This window comes from Pseudomonas sp. HMSC08G10 (assembly GCF_001808425.1).
Taxonomy (GTDB): Bacteria; Pseudomonadota; Gammaproteobacteria; order Pseudomonadales; family Pseudomonadaceae; genus Aquipseudomonas; species Aquipseudomonas guariconensis.
The window spans coordinates 101,656-117,198 of sequence record NZ_KV793297.1 but is presented as its reverse complement, the minus strand read 5'-3'; the positions used below and the strand labels follow the sequence as shown (position 1 = coordinate 117,198).

The 15,543-nt window shown below is 63.2% G+C and carries 15 protein-coding genes; 4 read left to right on the top strand and 11 right to left on the bottom strand.

The window, feature by feature from the left end; translation table 11 throughout:
• Nucleotides 1-114: 114 nt before the first annotated feature.
• The 6 genes from rbsD to HMPREF3173_RS05880 all read right to left on the bottom strand — a co-directional run bounded on the left by rbsD (nt 115) and on the right by HMPREF3173_RS05880 (nt 6,111).
• The gene (gene rbsD / locus HMPREF3173_RS05905) at nt 115-513 is read right to left on the bottom strand and encodes a D-ribose pyranase (protein ID WP_070571893.1); all 399 of its coding nucleotides are present in this window, start codon (nt 511-513) and stop codon (nt 115-117) included.
• Nucleotides 510-1,418: a ribokinase gene (gene rbsK / locus HMPREF3173_RS05900; RefSeq protein WP_070571892.1), complete on the bottom strand. Its 909-nt coding sequence runs from the start codon at nt 1,416-1,418 to the stop codon at nt 510-512. Before rbsK ends, rbsD begins: the two co-directional genes overlap by 4 nt.
• A 9-nt stretch (nt 1,419-1,427) precedes the next feature.
• Nucleotides 1,428-2,450, bottom strand: coding sequence for a LacI family DNA-binding transcriptional regulator (locus HMPREF3173_RS05895; protein ID WP_043214798.1), 1,023 nt, complete (start codon nt 2,448-2,450; stop codon nt 1,428-1,430).
• A gap of 4 nt (nt 2,451-2,454) precedes the next feature.
• The gene (locus tag HMPREF3173_RS05890) at nt 2,455-3,450 is read right to left on the bottom strand and encodes an ABC transporter permease (protein ID WP_070571891.1); all 996 of its coding nucleotides are present in this window, start codon (nt 3,448-3,450) and stop codon (nt 2,455-2,457) included.
• Nucleotides 3,447-4,997 carry a sugar ABC transporter ATP-binding protein gene (locus HMPREF3173_RS05885; protein WP_070571890.1) on the bottom strand — a complete coding sequence of 517 codons (1,551 nt, stop codon included), beginning with the start codon at nt 4,995-4,997 and terminating at the stop codon, nt 3,447-3,449. The genes HMPREF3173_RS05890 and HMPREF3173_RS05885 overlap by 4 nt, the downstream gene beginning before the upstream one ends.
• Nucleotides 4,998-5,157: 160 nt before the next feature.
• Nucleotides 5,158-6,111, bottom strand: coding sequence for a sugar ABC transporter substrate-binding protein (locus HMPREF3173_RS05880; protein ID WP_070571889.1), 954 nt, complete (start codon nt 6,109-6,111; stop codon nt 5,158-5,160).
• A gap of 355 nt (nt 6,112-6,466) precedes the next feature.
• Here HMPREF3173_RS05880 and HMPREF3173_RS05875 point away from each other — a divergent pair, with 355 nt between their 5' ends.
• The 3 genes from HMPREF3173_RS05875 to HMPREF3173_RS05865 all read left to right on the top strand — a co-directional run bounded on the left by HMPREF3173_RS05875 (nt 6,467) and on the right by HMPREF3173_RS05865 (nt 8,732).
• Nucleotides 6,467-7,555: an asparaginase gene (locus HMPREF3173_RS05875; protein WP_043214809.1), complete on the top strand. Its 1,089-nt coding sequence runs from the start codon at nt 6,467-6,469 to the stop codon at nt 7,553-7,555.
• Between the two features lie 235 nt (nt 7,556-7,790).
• Entirely contained in the window at nt 7,791-8,033 is a 243-nt protein-coding gene (locus tag HMPREF3173_RS05870; RefSeq protein ID WP_043214811.1) for a DUF1654 domain-containing protein, read from the top strand.
• A gap of 6 nt (nt 8,034-8,039) precedes the next feature.
• On the top strand, nt 8,040-8,732 hold the full coding sequence (locus HMPREF3173_RS05865) for an endonuclease (RefSeq protein WP_070571888.1): 693 nt from the start codon (nt 8,040-8,042) through the stop codon (nt 8,730-8,732).
• Here HMPREF3173_RS05865 and HMPREF3173_RS05860 read toward each other — a convergent pair whose 3' ends face one another.
• Together HMPREF3173_RS05860 and HMPREF3173_RS05855 are read right to left on the bottom strand one after the other, a co-directional pair.
• Entirely contained in the window at nt 8,733-9,158 is a 426-nt protein-coding gene (locus tag HMPREF3173_RS05860; protein WP_043214816.1) for a GTP pyrophosphokinase, read from the bottom strand.
• Nucleotides 9,159-9,259: 101 nt separating this feature from the next.
• Entirely contained in the window at nt 9,260-9,829 is a 570-nt protein-coding gene (locus tag HMPREF3173_RS05855) for an SPOR domain-containing protein (RefSeq protein WP_070571887.1), read from the bottom strand.
• Between the two features lie 235 nt (nt 9,830-10,064).
• On the opposite strand from HMPREF3173_RS05855, the gene HMPREF3173_RS05850 reads away from it, so the two are divergent.
• On the top strand, nt 10,065-10,733 hold the full coding sequence (locus tag HMPREF3173_RS05850) for a DUF3313 domain-containing protein (RefSeq protein WP_070571886.1): 669 nt from the start codon (nt 10,065-10,067) through the stop codon (nt 10,731-10,733).
• A 337-nt stretch (nt 10,734-11,070) separates the two neighbouring features.
• Here HMPREF3173_RS05850 and HMPREF3173_RS05845 read toward each other — a convergent pair whose 3' ends face one another.
• From HMPREF3173_RS05845 to HMPREF3173_RS05835, 3 genes are all read right to left on the bottom strand, one after another.
• Nucleotides 11,071-12,192, bottom strand: coding sequence for a glycosyltransferase 61 family protein (locus tag HMPREF3173_RS05845; protein WP_070571885.1), 1,122 nt, complete (start codon nt 12,190-12,192; stop codon nt 11,071-11,073).
• Nucleotides 12,193-12,504: 312 nt separating this feature from the next.
• Nucleotides 12,505-14,007, bottom strand: coding sequence for a glycine betaine/L-proline transporter ProP (proP, locus tag HMPREF3173_RS05840; protein WP_043214829.1), 1,503 nt, complete (start codon nt 14,005-14,007; stop codon nt 12,505-12,507).
• A gap of 256 nt (nt 14,008-14,263) precedes the next feature.
• Nucleotides 14,264-15,523 (bottom strand): MFS transporter, encoded by a 1,260-nt coding sequence (locus tag HMPREF3173_RS05835; protein WP_070571884.1) that lies wholly within the window; start codon nt 15,521-15,523, stop codon nt 14,264-14,266.
• Nucleotides 15,524-15,543 lie beyond the last annotated feature (20 nt).

Below are 15,543 nucleotides of genomic sequence, written 5' to 3'. Positions count from 1 at the left end.
GGGGCACTCCTTGTTGCCTTCGGTATTGGGGCCGCGTTGCGGCCCTTCGCGGGGGAAACCCGCTCCTACAGGGTTCGGCGCAGGACCGGGCTTACCCGCGAGTGAGCCTTGACCTCAGAACGTGACACCCGCCACTAGGGCGATGTTGCTGTAGGGCTTACACTCTCCGGTTCGCACCACGGCCTTGGCCCGGCGGCAGAGCTCTTTGAACGCTTGGTGGGTCAGCAGCTCTCGCACGCCCAGTTGTCCTTGCAACCCCTGTACCTGCGCCAGGGCCGGTGGCGCCACCTCGAGCATCTGCTCGGCCAGCACATGCCGCTCCACTTGCATCTCTTCCAGCACCGCCTGCAACACACTGGCGAAATCCGGCACACCGGGCGTTACGGCCAGATCGATCAGTTCCACGCCCGGCGGCACCGGCAGCCCGGCATCGCCGATCACCAGGATGTCGCCGTGGCCCAGCCCGGCGATCACCCTGGACAACGCCACGTTCAACAATCCGGTCTTCTTCATGGCGCAAGCTCCGCCAAATAGGGGATCGAAGGCTGGGCGCCCACGCGGGTCACCGACAACGCGGCGGCCCGCTGGCCGAAGGCGATGGCCTCGCCCTCCTCCAAGCCGCGCACCAGGCCGGCAGCGAAGCCGCCGATGAAGGTATCCCCCGCCGCCGTGGTGTCCACGGGCTGGACCACCGGGGCGGGAAAATGCCGGCTCCCCGCAGGGCTGACGAACAACGCCCCCTGCGCCCCCAGTGTGACGATCACCTTGCCCGCGCCCAGTTGCAACAGCCGTTCACCCGCGCGGCGTGCACTGTCGATGTCGGTCACTGGCAGCCCGGTCAAGGCTTCGGCCTCGCTCTCGTTGGGCGTGAGGTAATCGATATGGGCGAACCAGTCCGACGGCAGCGGGCCGGTGGCAGGCGCGGGGTTGAGGATCACTGTCTTGCCCAGTTCACGCCCACGGGCCAGCGTCCAGGCCACCGTGGCCATGGGCACTTCCAGCTGGCAGATGATCACCTCGGCCGCTTGCAACAGAGCGTCGAAACGCTGCACGGACGCCGGCATCAGCTGGCCGTTGCCACCAGGGATGATGACGATGGAGTTCTGGCTGGCGGCATCGACCATGATCAGCGCCACGCCGCTGGAGACGCCCGGGCATACGCCCACCGCCTGGCAATCGATACCCTCCTGCTCCAGGGCCTTGCACAGTTGCTGGCCATAGGCGTCGTCGCCCACGTTGCCGACCATGGCCACGCTGGCCCCAAGCCGAGCCACGGCCACCGCCTGGTTGGCACCCTTGCCGCCGGGCACGGTGAAGAAACTGTCGCCGGCCAGCGTCTCGCCGGGCCGGGGCAAACGCTGGGTGCGGGCCACCAGGTCCATGTTGAGACTGCCGACCACCACGACCTTGGCGCTCATGGTCACTCCTTAACGGTAATCATTGAACAAGTCCGGGCGCGGCCCGGTGGATTCACGCAACACGATGCGCGGGGCGACGATGCGCTGCTCCACGCCGCCGCTGCGGGGGGTGGCGATGCGCGAGAGCAGCAGTTGCGCGGCGCTTTCGCCCAGCTCGCGGATCGACTGGCCGACCGTGGTCAACGGCGGGTACACATAGCGGCTGAGCTCGATGTCGTCGAAACCGACCACCGACAATTCGCCCGGCACGTGGATGTTGCGCTCGGCCGCCGCACGCAACACGCCAAAACCGATCATGTCGTTGCCGGCGAAGATCGCCGTGGGCCGCGGGCCGTCGAGCAGGTGCACCGCGGCGTCGTAGCCACCGGGACTGCTGAAGTCACTGTGCAGAATGCGGTTTTCACCCTCCGCCACGCCCTGCTCGGCCATGGCCCGACGGTAGCCCGCCAGGCGCAACTGGGCAGGCCCTGAGTCGGCCGGCCCGCCGATGCAGGCGATGTCACGGTGACCCAGGTCCAGCAGGTGCCGGGTGGCGAGGTAGCCGCCCTGTTCGTGGTCGATGCGTACCAGGTCGGCATCGATGCCATCCAGGGCGCGATCGACGATGACCATCGGCGTGCGCACGCAGGCCAAGCTTTCCAGCAGGTCGCTGTCTTGGCCGACCGAGGCGACGATCAGGCCGTCAATACGCTTTTCCAGCAACACCCGCAGGTAGCTGCGCTGCTTTTGCGGGTTGTCGTCGGAGTTGCAGAGGATCACGCAATAACCGTTGCGCTCGCAGCCGTCCTCGATACCCCGGGCCAACTCGGCGAAGTACGGGTTGACACTGTTGGGCACCAGCAGGCCGATGGTGGCGGTACTGCGGGCCTTGAGCGAACGGGCCACGGCGCTGGGCACGTAGTCGAGCTCGGCGATGGCCGCCTCGACCTTCAGGCGCACATGCTCGCTGACCGGGCGGGTCTTGTTCAGTACATGGGACACGGTGGTGTAGGAAATACCTGCCAGTGCCGCGACGTCTTTGATGGTTGCCATGGGTTCAGTTCCGCCGGCCTGCGCGCCGGCTCCGGTAAGTGTCGAGCACCACGGCGATCACGATGACCGCCCCGGTGATGATGCGTTTGGTGGGTTCGGAGGCGCCGATCTGCGCCAGCCCCGCGGCCAGCACGGAGATGATCAGGACGCCGAAGAAGGTACTGATGACCGAGCCGCGCCCGCCCATCAGGCTGGTGCCGCCGATGACCACGGCGGCGATGACCTGCAGCTCCAGGCCAGCGCCGGCATTGGGGTCGGCGGCCTCCAGGCGGGAGATCTGGAACAGCGCGGCCAGGCCCGCGAGCAGGCCCATCAAGGCGAACACCAGCACCTTGTAGGGGCGCGGGTCGATGCCGGCCAGGCGCACGGCCTCTTCGTTGGTGCCGATGCCGATCAGGTAGCGGCCGAACACCGTGCGGGTCAGCACCAGCTGGGCGACGACGATGACCAGCAAGGCGATGATGAAGGCTGGCGAAATACCGAAGGCGATGGGGTTGGAGAACCAGGCGAAGGCATCGCCGATGTAGGCGGTGCGCGAGTCGGTGAACTGGTAAGCCAGGCCTCGGGCCATCTCCAGCACGCCCAAGGAGACGATGAACGATGGGATGCGCCAGGCCACGGTGATGCCACCGGTGACGCTGCCGGCCAGCGCCGCCACGGCCATGCCCAGCAACGCCGCAGGCAACGGGCTCCAGCCCCAGCCCAGGATCGCCACGCTGACCGCCGAGGCGGCCAGGGCCAACACCGAGCCCACCGACAGGTCGATACCGCCGATGATCAGCACGAAGGTCATGCCCACCGCCAGCACCATGAGGTCCGGGATCTGGTTGGCCAGGGTGCTGAAGGTGGCGTAGGACAAAAAGTGACTGCTCAAGAACGAGAACAGCACGATCATCGCCAACAAGGCGCCGGCCAGGCCCAGGTAGGTACCCAGGCCGAAGTAATTGGCGCTGCGGCGCGCGGGGGCACGGCCCGGGGTGTCGAGGGGTGTGGTCTTCATGGGTCCATCCTGGGAGCTGCTTCATGCAGCAGTTCGTCACGTTTCTGATAGCCGGCGAAGGCGGCGGCGAGCAGTTGATCCTGGCTCCAGCGCTCGCGGTCGAAGGTGTCGATCAGCCGGCCCGCCGAGAGCACAGCGATGCGATCGCAGATCAGCATCAACTCGCGCAGGTCGCTGGACACCACCACCAAGGCCTTGCCCTGGCGCGCCAGCTCGGCCAGCAGGCCATAGATGTCGAACTTGGCGCCGACATCGATGCCCCGGGTCGGCTCGTCGAACAACAGCACCTGGCAGTTGCGCTCCAGCCAACGGCCGATCACCACTTTCTGCTGGTTGCCGCCGGAGAGCTCGCCCACGGCCTGGGCCGGGCTGGCGCTGCGGATGCGCATGGCATTGATCTGGCGCAGCGCCTGGGCGCGCTCGGCTTCGGCGTCGAGTATGCCCGCGCGGGACACCGCCCCCAGGTTGCCCAGGGCAATATTGGCGCTGATCGATTGAGTGAGCAGCAGGCCTTCGCCCTTGCGGTCCTCGGTGATCAACGCGATGCCCGCGCGCACCGCCGCCTTGGGCGAATCGAGGGTGACCGGCTGCAAGGGCTGGCCAAGTTCGATCTGCCCGCTGTCGGCGCGGTCGGCGCCGTAGATCAGGCGCAACAGCTCGGTGCGTCCGGCGCCGATCAGGCCGGAAATACCGAAGATCTCCCCTGCCCTGACCTCGAACGACACCTCGCGCACCTTGTCGCCACGGCTGAGCTTGTGGACCTTGAGCAGCGTCTGGCCGATCTCGCGACGACCGAGGTCGATATGCTCGCCCAGCTCGCGACCGACCATGAGGTTGACCAGCTCGGCGCTGCTGTAGCGCTGGATCGGCTCGACGCACACCAACTTGCCATCGCGCAGCACGGCGATACGCTGGGCCACGCGCTGCAGCTCTTCCAGGCGATGGGAGATATAGACGATGGCCACGCCGCGCTGGCGTAGGCGTTCGATCTGAGTGAACAGCAGCTCCACTTCGCGAGCGGTGAGCATCGCCGTGGGCTCGTCGAAGATCAGCACATGGCAATCGCCAATGAGGTTGCGGGCGATCTCCACCATCTGCTGATGGCCGATGCCCAACTCGCCGACCGGGGTGTCCGGGTCGATGGCATCCAGGCCGACCTGGGCCATGGCGGCGGTAGCCAGTTGGCGCAGGCGTTTCTGGCTGATCCAACCGGCGCGGCTGGGCAGGTTGTCGAGGAATAGGTTCTCGGCCACGGTCAGGGTGGGCAGCAGGTTGAGCTCCTGCATCACCATGCGCACGCCCAGGCGCTCGGCCGCGCTGCGACTGCCGGGCGCGTAGGGCTCGCCGCGATAGCGCATCTGCCCTGTGGTGGGCGTTTCCAGGCCGCTGATGAGCTTGGACAGCGTGCTCTTGCCCGCGCCGTTCTCGCCGGTGAGCGCCAGCACTTCGCCAGCGCGCAGCTCCAGCGTCACATCGCCGAGCACCGGCTGGGTGTAAGTCTTGCCCAGGCCGCTGACAGCAAGGGTGACCTCATTCGCTTCTTTCATGGCAGACACCCCGCCCCAGGGAACGCAGCGGTCTTGTATTGGCTGTGCTGGCCTCCACGCGGGTGAGCCGGTGCCCACAGACCTTGCGCAGGCCTGGAAAACCCTGCTGTACCTGTGGGTGCGGTTCTACCGGCGAAACCGGCGCCGCGATGCCGAATCATCATTCGGTAACCAGTTCGACCGGGGTCTGGATGACGTTGTCGGCATCCACCGCAGGCTTTTCGCCCTTGAGCATCTGCAAGGCCGCCTGGATGCCGAACACTGCCTGGTCGGCGCCATGCTGCTCGAGGGTGGCAAGCACACGGCCGTCCTTGAGCATGGGCTTGATGGCGCGGATGTTGTCGTACCCAACCACTTGCACCTGGCCGGTCTTGCCTGCCGCCCGCACCGCCGACACAGCGCCCAGGGCCATGCTGTCGTTGCCGGCCAGTAATGCTTTGAGATCTGGGTATTCATTGAGCATGGCGGCGGCGACGGCGTTGCCCTTGTCGATCTCCCAGTTGCCCGACTGCACCGAGACCACTTTCATCTGCGCAGCTTCCATGGCGTCCTTGAAGCCTGCGGTGCGCTGCTGAGCGTTGGTGGTGGTCGGCACGCCTTCGATGATACCGACCTGGTCCCCGGCCTTGAGCTTCTGCTGGGCCAGGTAGTCGCCGACCAAGCGTGCGCCTTTGCGGTTGTCGGGGCCGACGAAGGGCACGCTCAGGCCTTTGCTCTTGAGCACGTCGGGGTCGAGGCGGTTGTCGATGTTGACCACGGTGATGCCCGCGTCCATGGCCTTCTTGATCACCGGCACCAGGGCTTTGGAGTCGGCCGGAGCGATGACCAGGGCGTTGACGCCGGAGACGATCATCTGCTCGACGATGCGGATCTGGTTGCCAGTATCGGATTCGTCCTTGATGCCGTTGGCCACCAAGTCGAAATCATCAGCGTGGGTTTTCTGGTAGGTCTTGGCGCCGTCTTCCATGGTCAGGAAGAACTCGTTGGCCAGGGATTTCATGACCAGGGCGACCTTGGGTTTGTCCTGGGCCTGGGCGGCGGACACGGGGAGTGTGAGGGCAAGCGTGGAGAAGACAGCCAGGGCCAGCAAGCGGCCAGGGAATGGCAATTTCATGAATTTGACTCCGAATCTTGTGTTTTTTATCGGATCGCAAACGTTTGCGTTGCGTAACTATGGAAACAAGACCTGCTTTTGTCAAATCCCTCACGCGGTTTTGCCCAGGCCGCGTACGTCGGGATTATCCGAAAAATTTCCGAAAAACCGAACACCTTTTCCTACTCTCATTCGGGATACCGAACGGAACAGGCTGTCATGCAGCCCGAACCAGTCTCACAGGTTTGTCGTAACGCGCCCTGATCACGGCCTCATCCAGCCCTTGCTGGGGCCACGGCCCCCGCTGGTACGAAACCTGCCTGCTCTAGGGCGCGACACAGCCAACCGTCTCATTTGGAAGAGAGAAAATAAAAACATGAATGCTGCAGTGAAAACCTTCGCCCCAAGCGCCCTCGCCCTGTTGCTGATCCTGCCGACCGGCCTTAGCGCCAAGGAAGCCGAGCAACAGCAGAAACTGGCCAACGTGGTCATCCTCGCCACCGGCGGCACCATCGCCGGCGCCGGTGCCAGCGCCGCCAACAGCGCCACCTACCAGGCCGCCAAGCTCGGTGTCGACAAACTCATCGCCGGCGTACCGGAGCTGGCCACCTTGGCCAACGTGCGCGGCGAGCAGGTGATGCAGATCGCCTCCGAGAGCATCAGCAACGACGACCTGCTCAAGCTTGGCAAACGCGTCGCGGAGCTGGCCGACAGCAAGGACGTCGACGGCATCGTCATCACCCACGGCACCGATACCCTCGAAGAAACCGCCTACTTCCTCAACCTGGTGGAGAAGACCGACAAGCCAATCGTGGTCGTCGGCTCCATGCGCCCGGGCACCGCCATGTCCGCCGATGGCATGCTCAACCTGTACAACGCCGTAGCAGTAGCCAGCGACAAGCAGTCCCGCGGTAAAGGGGTGCTGGTGACCATGAACGACGAGATCCAGTCCGGCCGTGACGTGAGCAAGTCGGTCAACATCAAGACCGAAGCGTTCAAGAGCGCCTGGGGCCCGATGGGCATGGTGGTCGAAGGCAAGTCCTACTGGTTCCGCCTGCCAGCCAAGCGCCATACCGTCAACTCGGAGTTCGACATCAAGCAGATCAGCGCCCTGCCCCAGGTGGACATCGCCTATGGCTACGGCAACGTGACCGACACCGCTTACAAGGCGCTGGCGCAAAATGGCGCCAAGGCTCTGATCCACGCCGGCACTGGCAATGGTTCGGTATCGTCGCGGGTGGTGCCAGCCCTGCAAGAGCTGCGCAAGAACGGTGTTCAGATCATTCGTTCGTCCCACGTCAATCAGGGTGGTTTCGTGCTGCGCAACGCCGAACAGCCTGACGACAAGAACGACTGGGTCGTGGCCCATGACCTGAATCCGCAGAAGGCGCGGATCCTGGCGATGGTGGCGATGACCAAGACCCAGGACAGCAAGGAGCTGCAGCGGATCTTCTGGGAGTATTGATTCGTTACCATGACGTCGGGCCGGCGCGTTGTCTGAGCCGGCCCATTCGCGGGTAAACCCGCTCCCACAGTGCCCAGAGCGGACGTGGGAGGAGCGGGCTTACCCGCAACTGCATTCACCCGTGAGTGAACCAATTCCATCCCTGCGGTCATAGACGCTTTCGCCTTACACGCTGTTGCGAAATGCCTTACAGTGAAATACTGTATGCGCATACAGCAAAACAAGGAAAAGCCCCGTGGCCAGTACCTCTGCAGCATCCCCTAGCACCTACGAACAACTGGGTCTGCGCATCCAGAAGATCATCAACAGCCCCATCGCCCAGCGCAGCCGCGCGGCCTTGATCTTCCGCCTGGAGCACGAGTCGCCCGACGACTGGGAAACCCTGCTCGAGGAAATCGCCGAAAACGACAACGTCACCCTCGCCCACCGCGATGACGGCGGCGTGCAGATCTTCTGGACTGTGCCCAAGGAAGACTGACCGCGCATGAGAGTTTCGCTTTTCGCAGGCCTGTGCCTGCTGTTCACCGCTGTCACTGCCCACGCCGACGCCCCACGCACCTTCCAGGAAGCCAAGAAGGTCGCCTGGCGCCTGTATGCACCGCAATCCACCGAGTTCTACTGTGGTTGCAAGTACAAAGGCAACAAAGTGGACCTGGCCTCCTGCGGCTACACCCCGCGCAAGAATGCCCAACGCGCTTCGCGCATCGAATGGGAACACATCGTGCCTGCCTGGCAGATCGGCCATCAGCGCCAATGCTGGCAGAATGGTGGACGCAAGAACTGCTCGCGCCACGATGAGGTGTACAAACGCGCCGAAGCCGACCTGCACAACTTGGTACCGAGCATCGGCGAGGTCAATGGCGACCGCAGCAACTACAGCTTCGGCTGGCTGCCGCAGCAACAGGGCCAGTACGGCAGCTGCCTGACCCAGGTGGACTTCAAGGCCAAGAAAGTGATGCCGCGCCCGTCGATCCGCGGGATGATCGCGCGCACCTACTTCTATATGAGCAAGCAGTACAACCTGCGCCTGTCCAAGCAAGACCGGCAGTTGTTCGAGGCCTGGAACAAGACCTATCCACCGCAGACCTGGGAGTTGCAGCGCAACCAACAGGTGGCGTGCGTGATGGGCCATGGCAACGACTTCGTCGGGCCGGTGAACATGCAGGCCTGTGGCTGATCAGTTGAGGGTCTGCAGGTAGGCGCTGGCCTGCTGGTAGCGGCAAAGCCGGGCCAGGTCCGCCGGGCCCGGGCATGGGATACGCGACAGGTCACTGTTGTCGGCCAGGTCCGCCAGCTTGACCTGCCGCGCCAGCGGGTCGCCGCCCAGGCGCACCACGAACGCTTCGTAGCTCTCGCCTTCACGCCGGCTCAACGCCAGCACGGCGGCGAGGATCTTCAGGGGGAAGCCTTCGCGCGCGAGGTCCGACAGGGTCAGCGGGGTGTCCTCCAACACGTCGTGGAGCACCGCGACGATCCGCTGCTCGGGCGTCGAAACCCGCATCATCACCCGCAACGGGTGGAGAATGTAGGCCGCCCCACCCTTGTCGTATTGCCCTTCATGCGCCCTGGCAGCGACGGCAATGGCCCGTTCTAGCGTAGACATGAGGCCTTTCCCCCTCAACCACCTGCTTCCCTGCAAGCATAGCCGCACACGCCCCGGACATGCATTTTTGACGCCCTGGAGCCGCTGTGCGGCCCGTGGCCTTAGCGCTGTGCGCCGTGCTGGATGACGATCGAGTCCGTGCCCAGGCGCGCCATGACATCGGCCTTGCGTGCCTCGGCCTCGGCCTTGGTGGGGAATGGCCCCATCAACACCACCGGCTTGCCATTGCGATACTCGACCGAGGACGGGATGCCCTTTTCGATCAGGCGGGCAGTCATGTCGGTCAAGGCCCCCATGTTGGCCCCCTGGATCACTTCCACATCCCAGCCTTCCGGGGCCGGCTGGTCAGCCAGGGCATCGGCGCGGCGTTGCAGCTCGGCACCGCCGCAGACCTCACGGATGCGCAGGTTGTTGCCGGTGTCATCGACGAGGATTTCATACTGGCCATCGTGCTTGATCGCCACATAACTGCGGTACGCCTCGTACTGCCCGGCGTCGTCCTTGCCGCGCACCTGGCCGCAGATCGAGCCCTGGGTGTCGATCCGCACGTTGGCGAACTTGGCCGTCTTGGGGTTGTGCAGGTGTTCGGCCACCTGTTTGTGGACACCCTCGACCTCGTTCTCACAGCCCGTCAGGGCCAGCACTGCCATTACCACTGCCAGTTTGCGCACGCGTCTACCTCCTGATTCGAAGCGGCGGATTCTAGCATGAGCGACACCTTGATCTGACTCAGCAACATGGCTTTGACCCGACAAATGCACTGTCGGACAACACTTTGTCCAGCAACTTCGGCAACTGTGCGCTACATATCATTGGAGGGCGCGCGACCTTGCGTTTCCACGACACCGTCACACGAACTCGAATCCAAGGCCACCGCGCGATGCCAATGTCCCAAGGAGAACCTGAATGAACCTGAAGTCGTTCGCTACAACCTTGTGCCTGTCCTCGCTACTGCTCTCCGGTTGCGCGAGCAAATACGTGGAGTCCGATCAGTATTCCGGCTTTCTGAAGGACTACAGCATCCTCAAGGAAGAAAAGTCCCCCTCCGGTGCGCCGGTGATGCGCTGGATCAAGCCTGGCGTCGACGTCAACGCCTTCCGCAGCGTCTACATCGAGCCCAGCCAGCTCTATCCGCGGCCGCAGCCGACCGAGAAGGTTCCGCAGTCCACGCTTCAAGGCATCACCCAGTACTACGACCAGACCTTGAAATCACACTTCTCCAAGGTCCTGCCGCTGGCCACCAGCCCAGGCCCAGGCGTGTTGGTCGTGCGCCCGGCGATCACTGCGGTCAGCGCCTCCACCAAGAGCCTGCGCCCGTATGAAGTGATCCCGATCGCCCTGATCGCCGCCGGTATCAGCACCGCCACCGGCATTCGCGACCAAGACACCAGCATCGCCACCGAGGCGGCCTTCATCGATGGCAGCAACAACCAGGTAGTGGCCGAGGTGGTGCGCAAAGGCGCCGGCACAGAGCTGGAAAACTCGTCGCAAGTCATGCAGGCCAAAGATGCCAAGGCCGTGCTCGACGGTTGGGCGCAGGACATGGTCAAGTCGTACCAGGCCCTGAAGAAATAATCCTGGTCGGCGCTGCTCTTCTGCGTGGCGCCCGCTTCGCGGGTGAATCGGTTCGGTGTCCGGTTTACCCGTGAAACCTGCACGACCTCACGGTTTTGTCGCGGGCACGGCTTCGAGCAGCGCGCTCACGGCATCCAGATCACAGGCTTCGGCCAATGCACACATATGCGCCGCCAGCATCTCGAGCTCCTGCGGAAGACCTTGCACCCATTCGAACAGGTCCGTGACCGCCCCCGGCAGAAGAGGTTGGTGACCGAGCAGGAGTGGATTCAAATGGTGAAGACGGCAAACCTTCTCCTGGCCCGGGCCACATCCTGAACGTGCTCTAGGTCACGGCTCACGGCGGTGGAATCAAATCCAACGTGCGCTCCACTTCCTCGATGTCGATCCTGAAACCGTCGCCATCGGGGGTGCCGACCACATAGGCGAAATGCTGGTTGTCTCGGTCGGTGTGGTACTTGTAGTAGCTGACGAAGCGATTGGGCGGCTGCAGGGCGAGCAAAGCACCGCCCGGTTGCAGGACATTGACCCCATGCACCAGCTGGCTGCCCTCGACACCGATCACCACCTGCGCCCCGGCGCAGGCCGCAACGATGGACGGCACGTCGCTTTTCAGCGGATCGACCACGTGAAAACCACGGGTTCGACGCAGGTGCTCGGCCAACTCCAGTTCGTTGCGCAGCAAGCGCAGGTCGCCGTCGCCACCGCGCAGCAAGAACACGCCGGGGTGCGCCTGATAGTTCACCCGCGACAGCAGCTTGTCACCCATGGCGCGAAAACGCAGATACTTGTTGCGGTTGTTACAGAAGTCATCGAACAGCACCAGTTCATGGAAGTAGGCGCCACTCAGGCGCCTTGGCTTCATGCCGAGCCAGTCTTCGTAGGGCGGCGCCTGGGTGTAGATAGGAAACCGCGCTGACGGCCCGACAGTGACCGGCACACCTTCCTCGGCGGCCAGGGGATAGGTCACGCAGTCTTCGACCATCCAGTTGCCGAACCAGGTATTGCCGTTGACCGAACAGTAGATCGCCCCGCGATCGATCTCATGCTCCACGACCACAGGTGGGAATGCCCTGGGCCGTTGGGAAAGCCAGAAACTGGCCCGCCCCTTGTACAGCACACCGTCGATCAACCAGACGTCCTTGAGCAGATAGCCCCGGGTCGGGCCCTGCACCACTTCGCCCAACCCTGCCATGGTGCGGGCCGGGTGTTCATATGGATAGAAGCGTTTTTCCTCCCAGCCGGTGACACGCTCCAGCTGGCCGGGCAGCGCAATGGCTGGCGGAGAGAACGACAGGCAACCTGGGGCGATGTCCCAGCTTTTTTCCGCGATGCTTTTCAGGCTGATATCGACATGACGCGCCAGCCGTTTTCGCGCGATGTATTTATACGCGGCCAATGTCCAGTGCCGACGATGATGGGGATCCAATTGACTGAACGCCGACACCTCACTTTCCATGAACAGTCCTCCCCACTGAGCGGGACCCGTCAGCAACGGCAAACCCATAAAGGATGTAGCCACCCTTTATGAACCTGACAAATAGGCCGGAATATCAACGCGAAACGTCAATGCACCCTTTAACTCATTGATATGAAAGCCACGCTTCATTGAAACAGCGCCCCTCATATCCAGTAACAAGTAAAGGTGCCAACAAATGACTTTGCAAGCGCTCTACCTCGGGTATTTGCCAATTATTTTATGGCGTCAAATTAATCACCCGACTTAAATAGTTTGCACTTGCAATGAACATTCAGACTCCGCTTTGCGCCGTCAGTCGATATGAGGATGCTGTTGCGCCAAACGTGCGCGCTGGGCTTGAAGCTCGGCAATCTTCGCGTCGATGTCTTCGATCTTCTGTTCCAGCGTGTCGTGGTGTTCCTGCAGCAGCTCGCGCGCTTCTTCGATGTCCGAGGCAGCGGGGGCAGCGCCGTGCAGGGGTTTGTTGGCCGTCTCCTTCATCGACACGCCCGTGGCCAACCCCACCAATGCGATCACCATCAGGTAGTAGGCCGGCATGTACAGGTTTTCGGTGCTCTCCACCAGCCAGGCGGCGATGGTTGGGGTCAGCCCGGCGATCAGCACCGAAATGTTGAAGGCGCTGGCCAAAGCGCTGTAGCGGATATGGGTGGGGAACATCGCCGGCAAGGTAGAAGCCATCACCCCGATGAAGAAATTGAGCAGCACGGCCAGGATCAGCAAACCGGCGAAGATCACTCCGAGCACGCCGCTGTTGATCAGCATGAACGCCGGAATGGCAAGCACCAACAGCCCCACGCTGCCACCGATGATGAAAGGCCGGCGGCCGACCTTGTCGCTCAAAAGGCCAATGATCGGCTGCACGAACAACATGCCGACCATGATCGCGATGATGATCAGCACCCCATGGTCTTCGCTGTAGTGCAGGTTGTGGGACAGATAGCTGGGCATGTAGGTGAGCAGCATGTAGTAGGTGACGTTGGTGGCGATGACCACACCCACGCAGGTCACCAGGCTGCGCCAGTGCTGGGTGGCGACCTCCTTGAACGACACCTTCGGGCCTGAAGCCAGGCCCTCGCGATCGCCCTGCTCCAGCTTGTCGACATGCTGCTGGAAAGCTGGCGTCTCTTCGAGGGCGTGGCGCAGGTAAAGGCCGATCAGGCCCAGCGGCAAGGCCAGGAAGAACGGCAAGCGCCAGCCCCACTCCAGAAACGCCGCCTCGCCCAGTGCAGTGGAGATGAGCACCACCAGGCCCGCGCCCAGCACGAACCCTGCGATCGAACCGAAGTCCAGCCAACTGCCGAGAAAGCCCCGCTTGCGGTCCGGTGCGTACTCGGCCACGAAAATCGACGCCCCGGTGTATTCGCCGCCCACCGAGAACCCTTGGGCCATCTTGGCCAGCAGCAACAGGATCGGCGCCCAGATGCCGATCGAGGCATAGGACGGGATCAGCCCGATGGCGAACGTACTCAAGGACATGATCACGATGGTCGCCGCTAGCACCTTCTGACGCCCATAGCGGTCACCCAACGCGCCGAAGAACAGCCCACCCAGCGGGCGGATCAGGAATGGCACCGAGAACGTGGCCAGTGCCGCGATCATCTGCACCCCGGGGCTTGCGTTAGGGAAGAACACCTTACCCAGTGCATAGGCAACGAAGCCATAGACACCGAAGTCGAACCACTCCATGGCATTGCCCAGCGCCGCGGCGGTGATCGCCTTGCGCATCTTGGCGTCGTCGACGATGGTGATGTCCTGCAAGCCGATCGGCTTGACGGTCTTTTTCCGTGATTTCATGGTCGCTCCCTGTCGCGGATGCAAGCTCTATGGCATCAGATACAGCGGAACGTAAAAAAATTCACCGAGGAGGCTGTGCAGGCTTTGTGGCGGTGCACGGCGCAGCCTTCTTTGAGAACAGATTTACCCAAAGACTAACTGTCCCTATGGCAGCGGGTTCACCCGCGAGTGCGGTCATGGATTCACCAACGTATTCGCGGGTAAACCCGCTCCCACAGGGATCGTGCCCGCCCAAAAGTCAGCGCCCCAATCGGGATCAGGCGATCGCCTGGGCCCCGACTGCCTCTCGGTGGCGTCTGACCATCCGCTGCAGCAGGCTGGACACCACCACACCCACCACCGCCAGCACGCTCATCAGGCTGAACACATAGGTGTAGCCCTGCTCACCTGGGTAGTGGTCCAGCAGCGCGCCGTAGATGACGTAGGCGAACATGCCCGGCGCATAGCCGATCAGGCAGCCGATGCCGAACGCGGAGCCGGTGATGCGCGAAGGGATGCCCACTTCGCTCATCGGCGCCCAGAACACCCCACGCATGGTGAACACCACCAGGGCGAAGGACAGCGTCGCCGCCAGGCCCGCGTAGATGTAGCTCTCGCCACGCGGGATGCTGAGGATGACCAGCATCAGCGGCAGCAAGGCAACGAAGGCCCACTTGAGGTAGCGGCTCGAACTCTTGAGCTGTTTGTCGGCGATGAAGCCACCGGCCGGGCCACCCAGCACCTTGAGGAAGTACTGGTTGATGATGCCGTAGGCGCCCACCAGTGCCACCGGCAGGTGGTACATGTCCTTGAGGTACGGGATGAAGTAGGTCAGGCCGCAGTACACGATGTAGACCATGAACACGTTCAGGCTCACCAGCCAGATCCCCGGCATGCGCACCGCCTCCAGCAGCCCCGACAGGCCGATGGGCTCGCGGGTGCTGTTGCCCTGGCGGGTGTCCTTGAGCAGGAACAGCGCCAGCACGCCGACCCCGATGTCGATCAGCGAATAGAACGCGATGGCTGCCTTGAGCCCGGCCGCACCGGAGCCCAGGGCAACGAACACGCCAAGGGCGGAGAACGCCACCAGGGTGTCCACCGCGCCACGCCCGCCTTCGAGCAGGCCGAACATGCGGCTTTGCTCCTGGTCATTGCCCAGGTTGCGGATGGCCTTGAGCAGCGAGGGCCAGAAGATGCAGTCGGCGCACACCGCCAGCAGGCCGAAGATGATGAGTAACTGGCTGTAGCCGGGGAAGCTTGCCAGGTACAGGCCCAGACCACCGATGCTCACCAGCCCCAGCGGAATGAGCTTGCGCGTTTCGAAGCGGTCAGCCAGAAAGCCACCCACCACGAACAGCGCAGTAGCGACGATAGCGTTGACGCTCAGCAGCGTGCCGATCTGGGTATGGGTCAGGCCCATGTGCTCCTGCATCGGGATGTAGAAGGCATCCTTGAGGTTGGAGAGTTTGTAGATGGTCCCGCCGCCGAGGACGAGGATCAAAAAGCGTAGCCACTTGGCTTTGACCGAAGCTGTCATTGTTGTTCTCCACGGTTTCC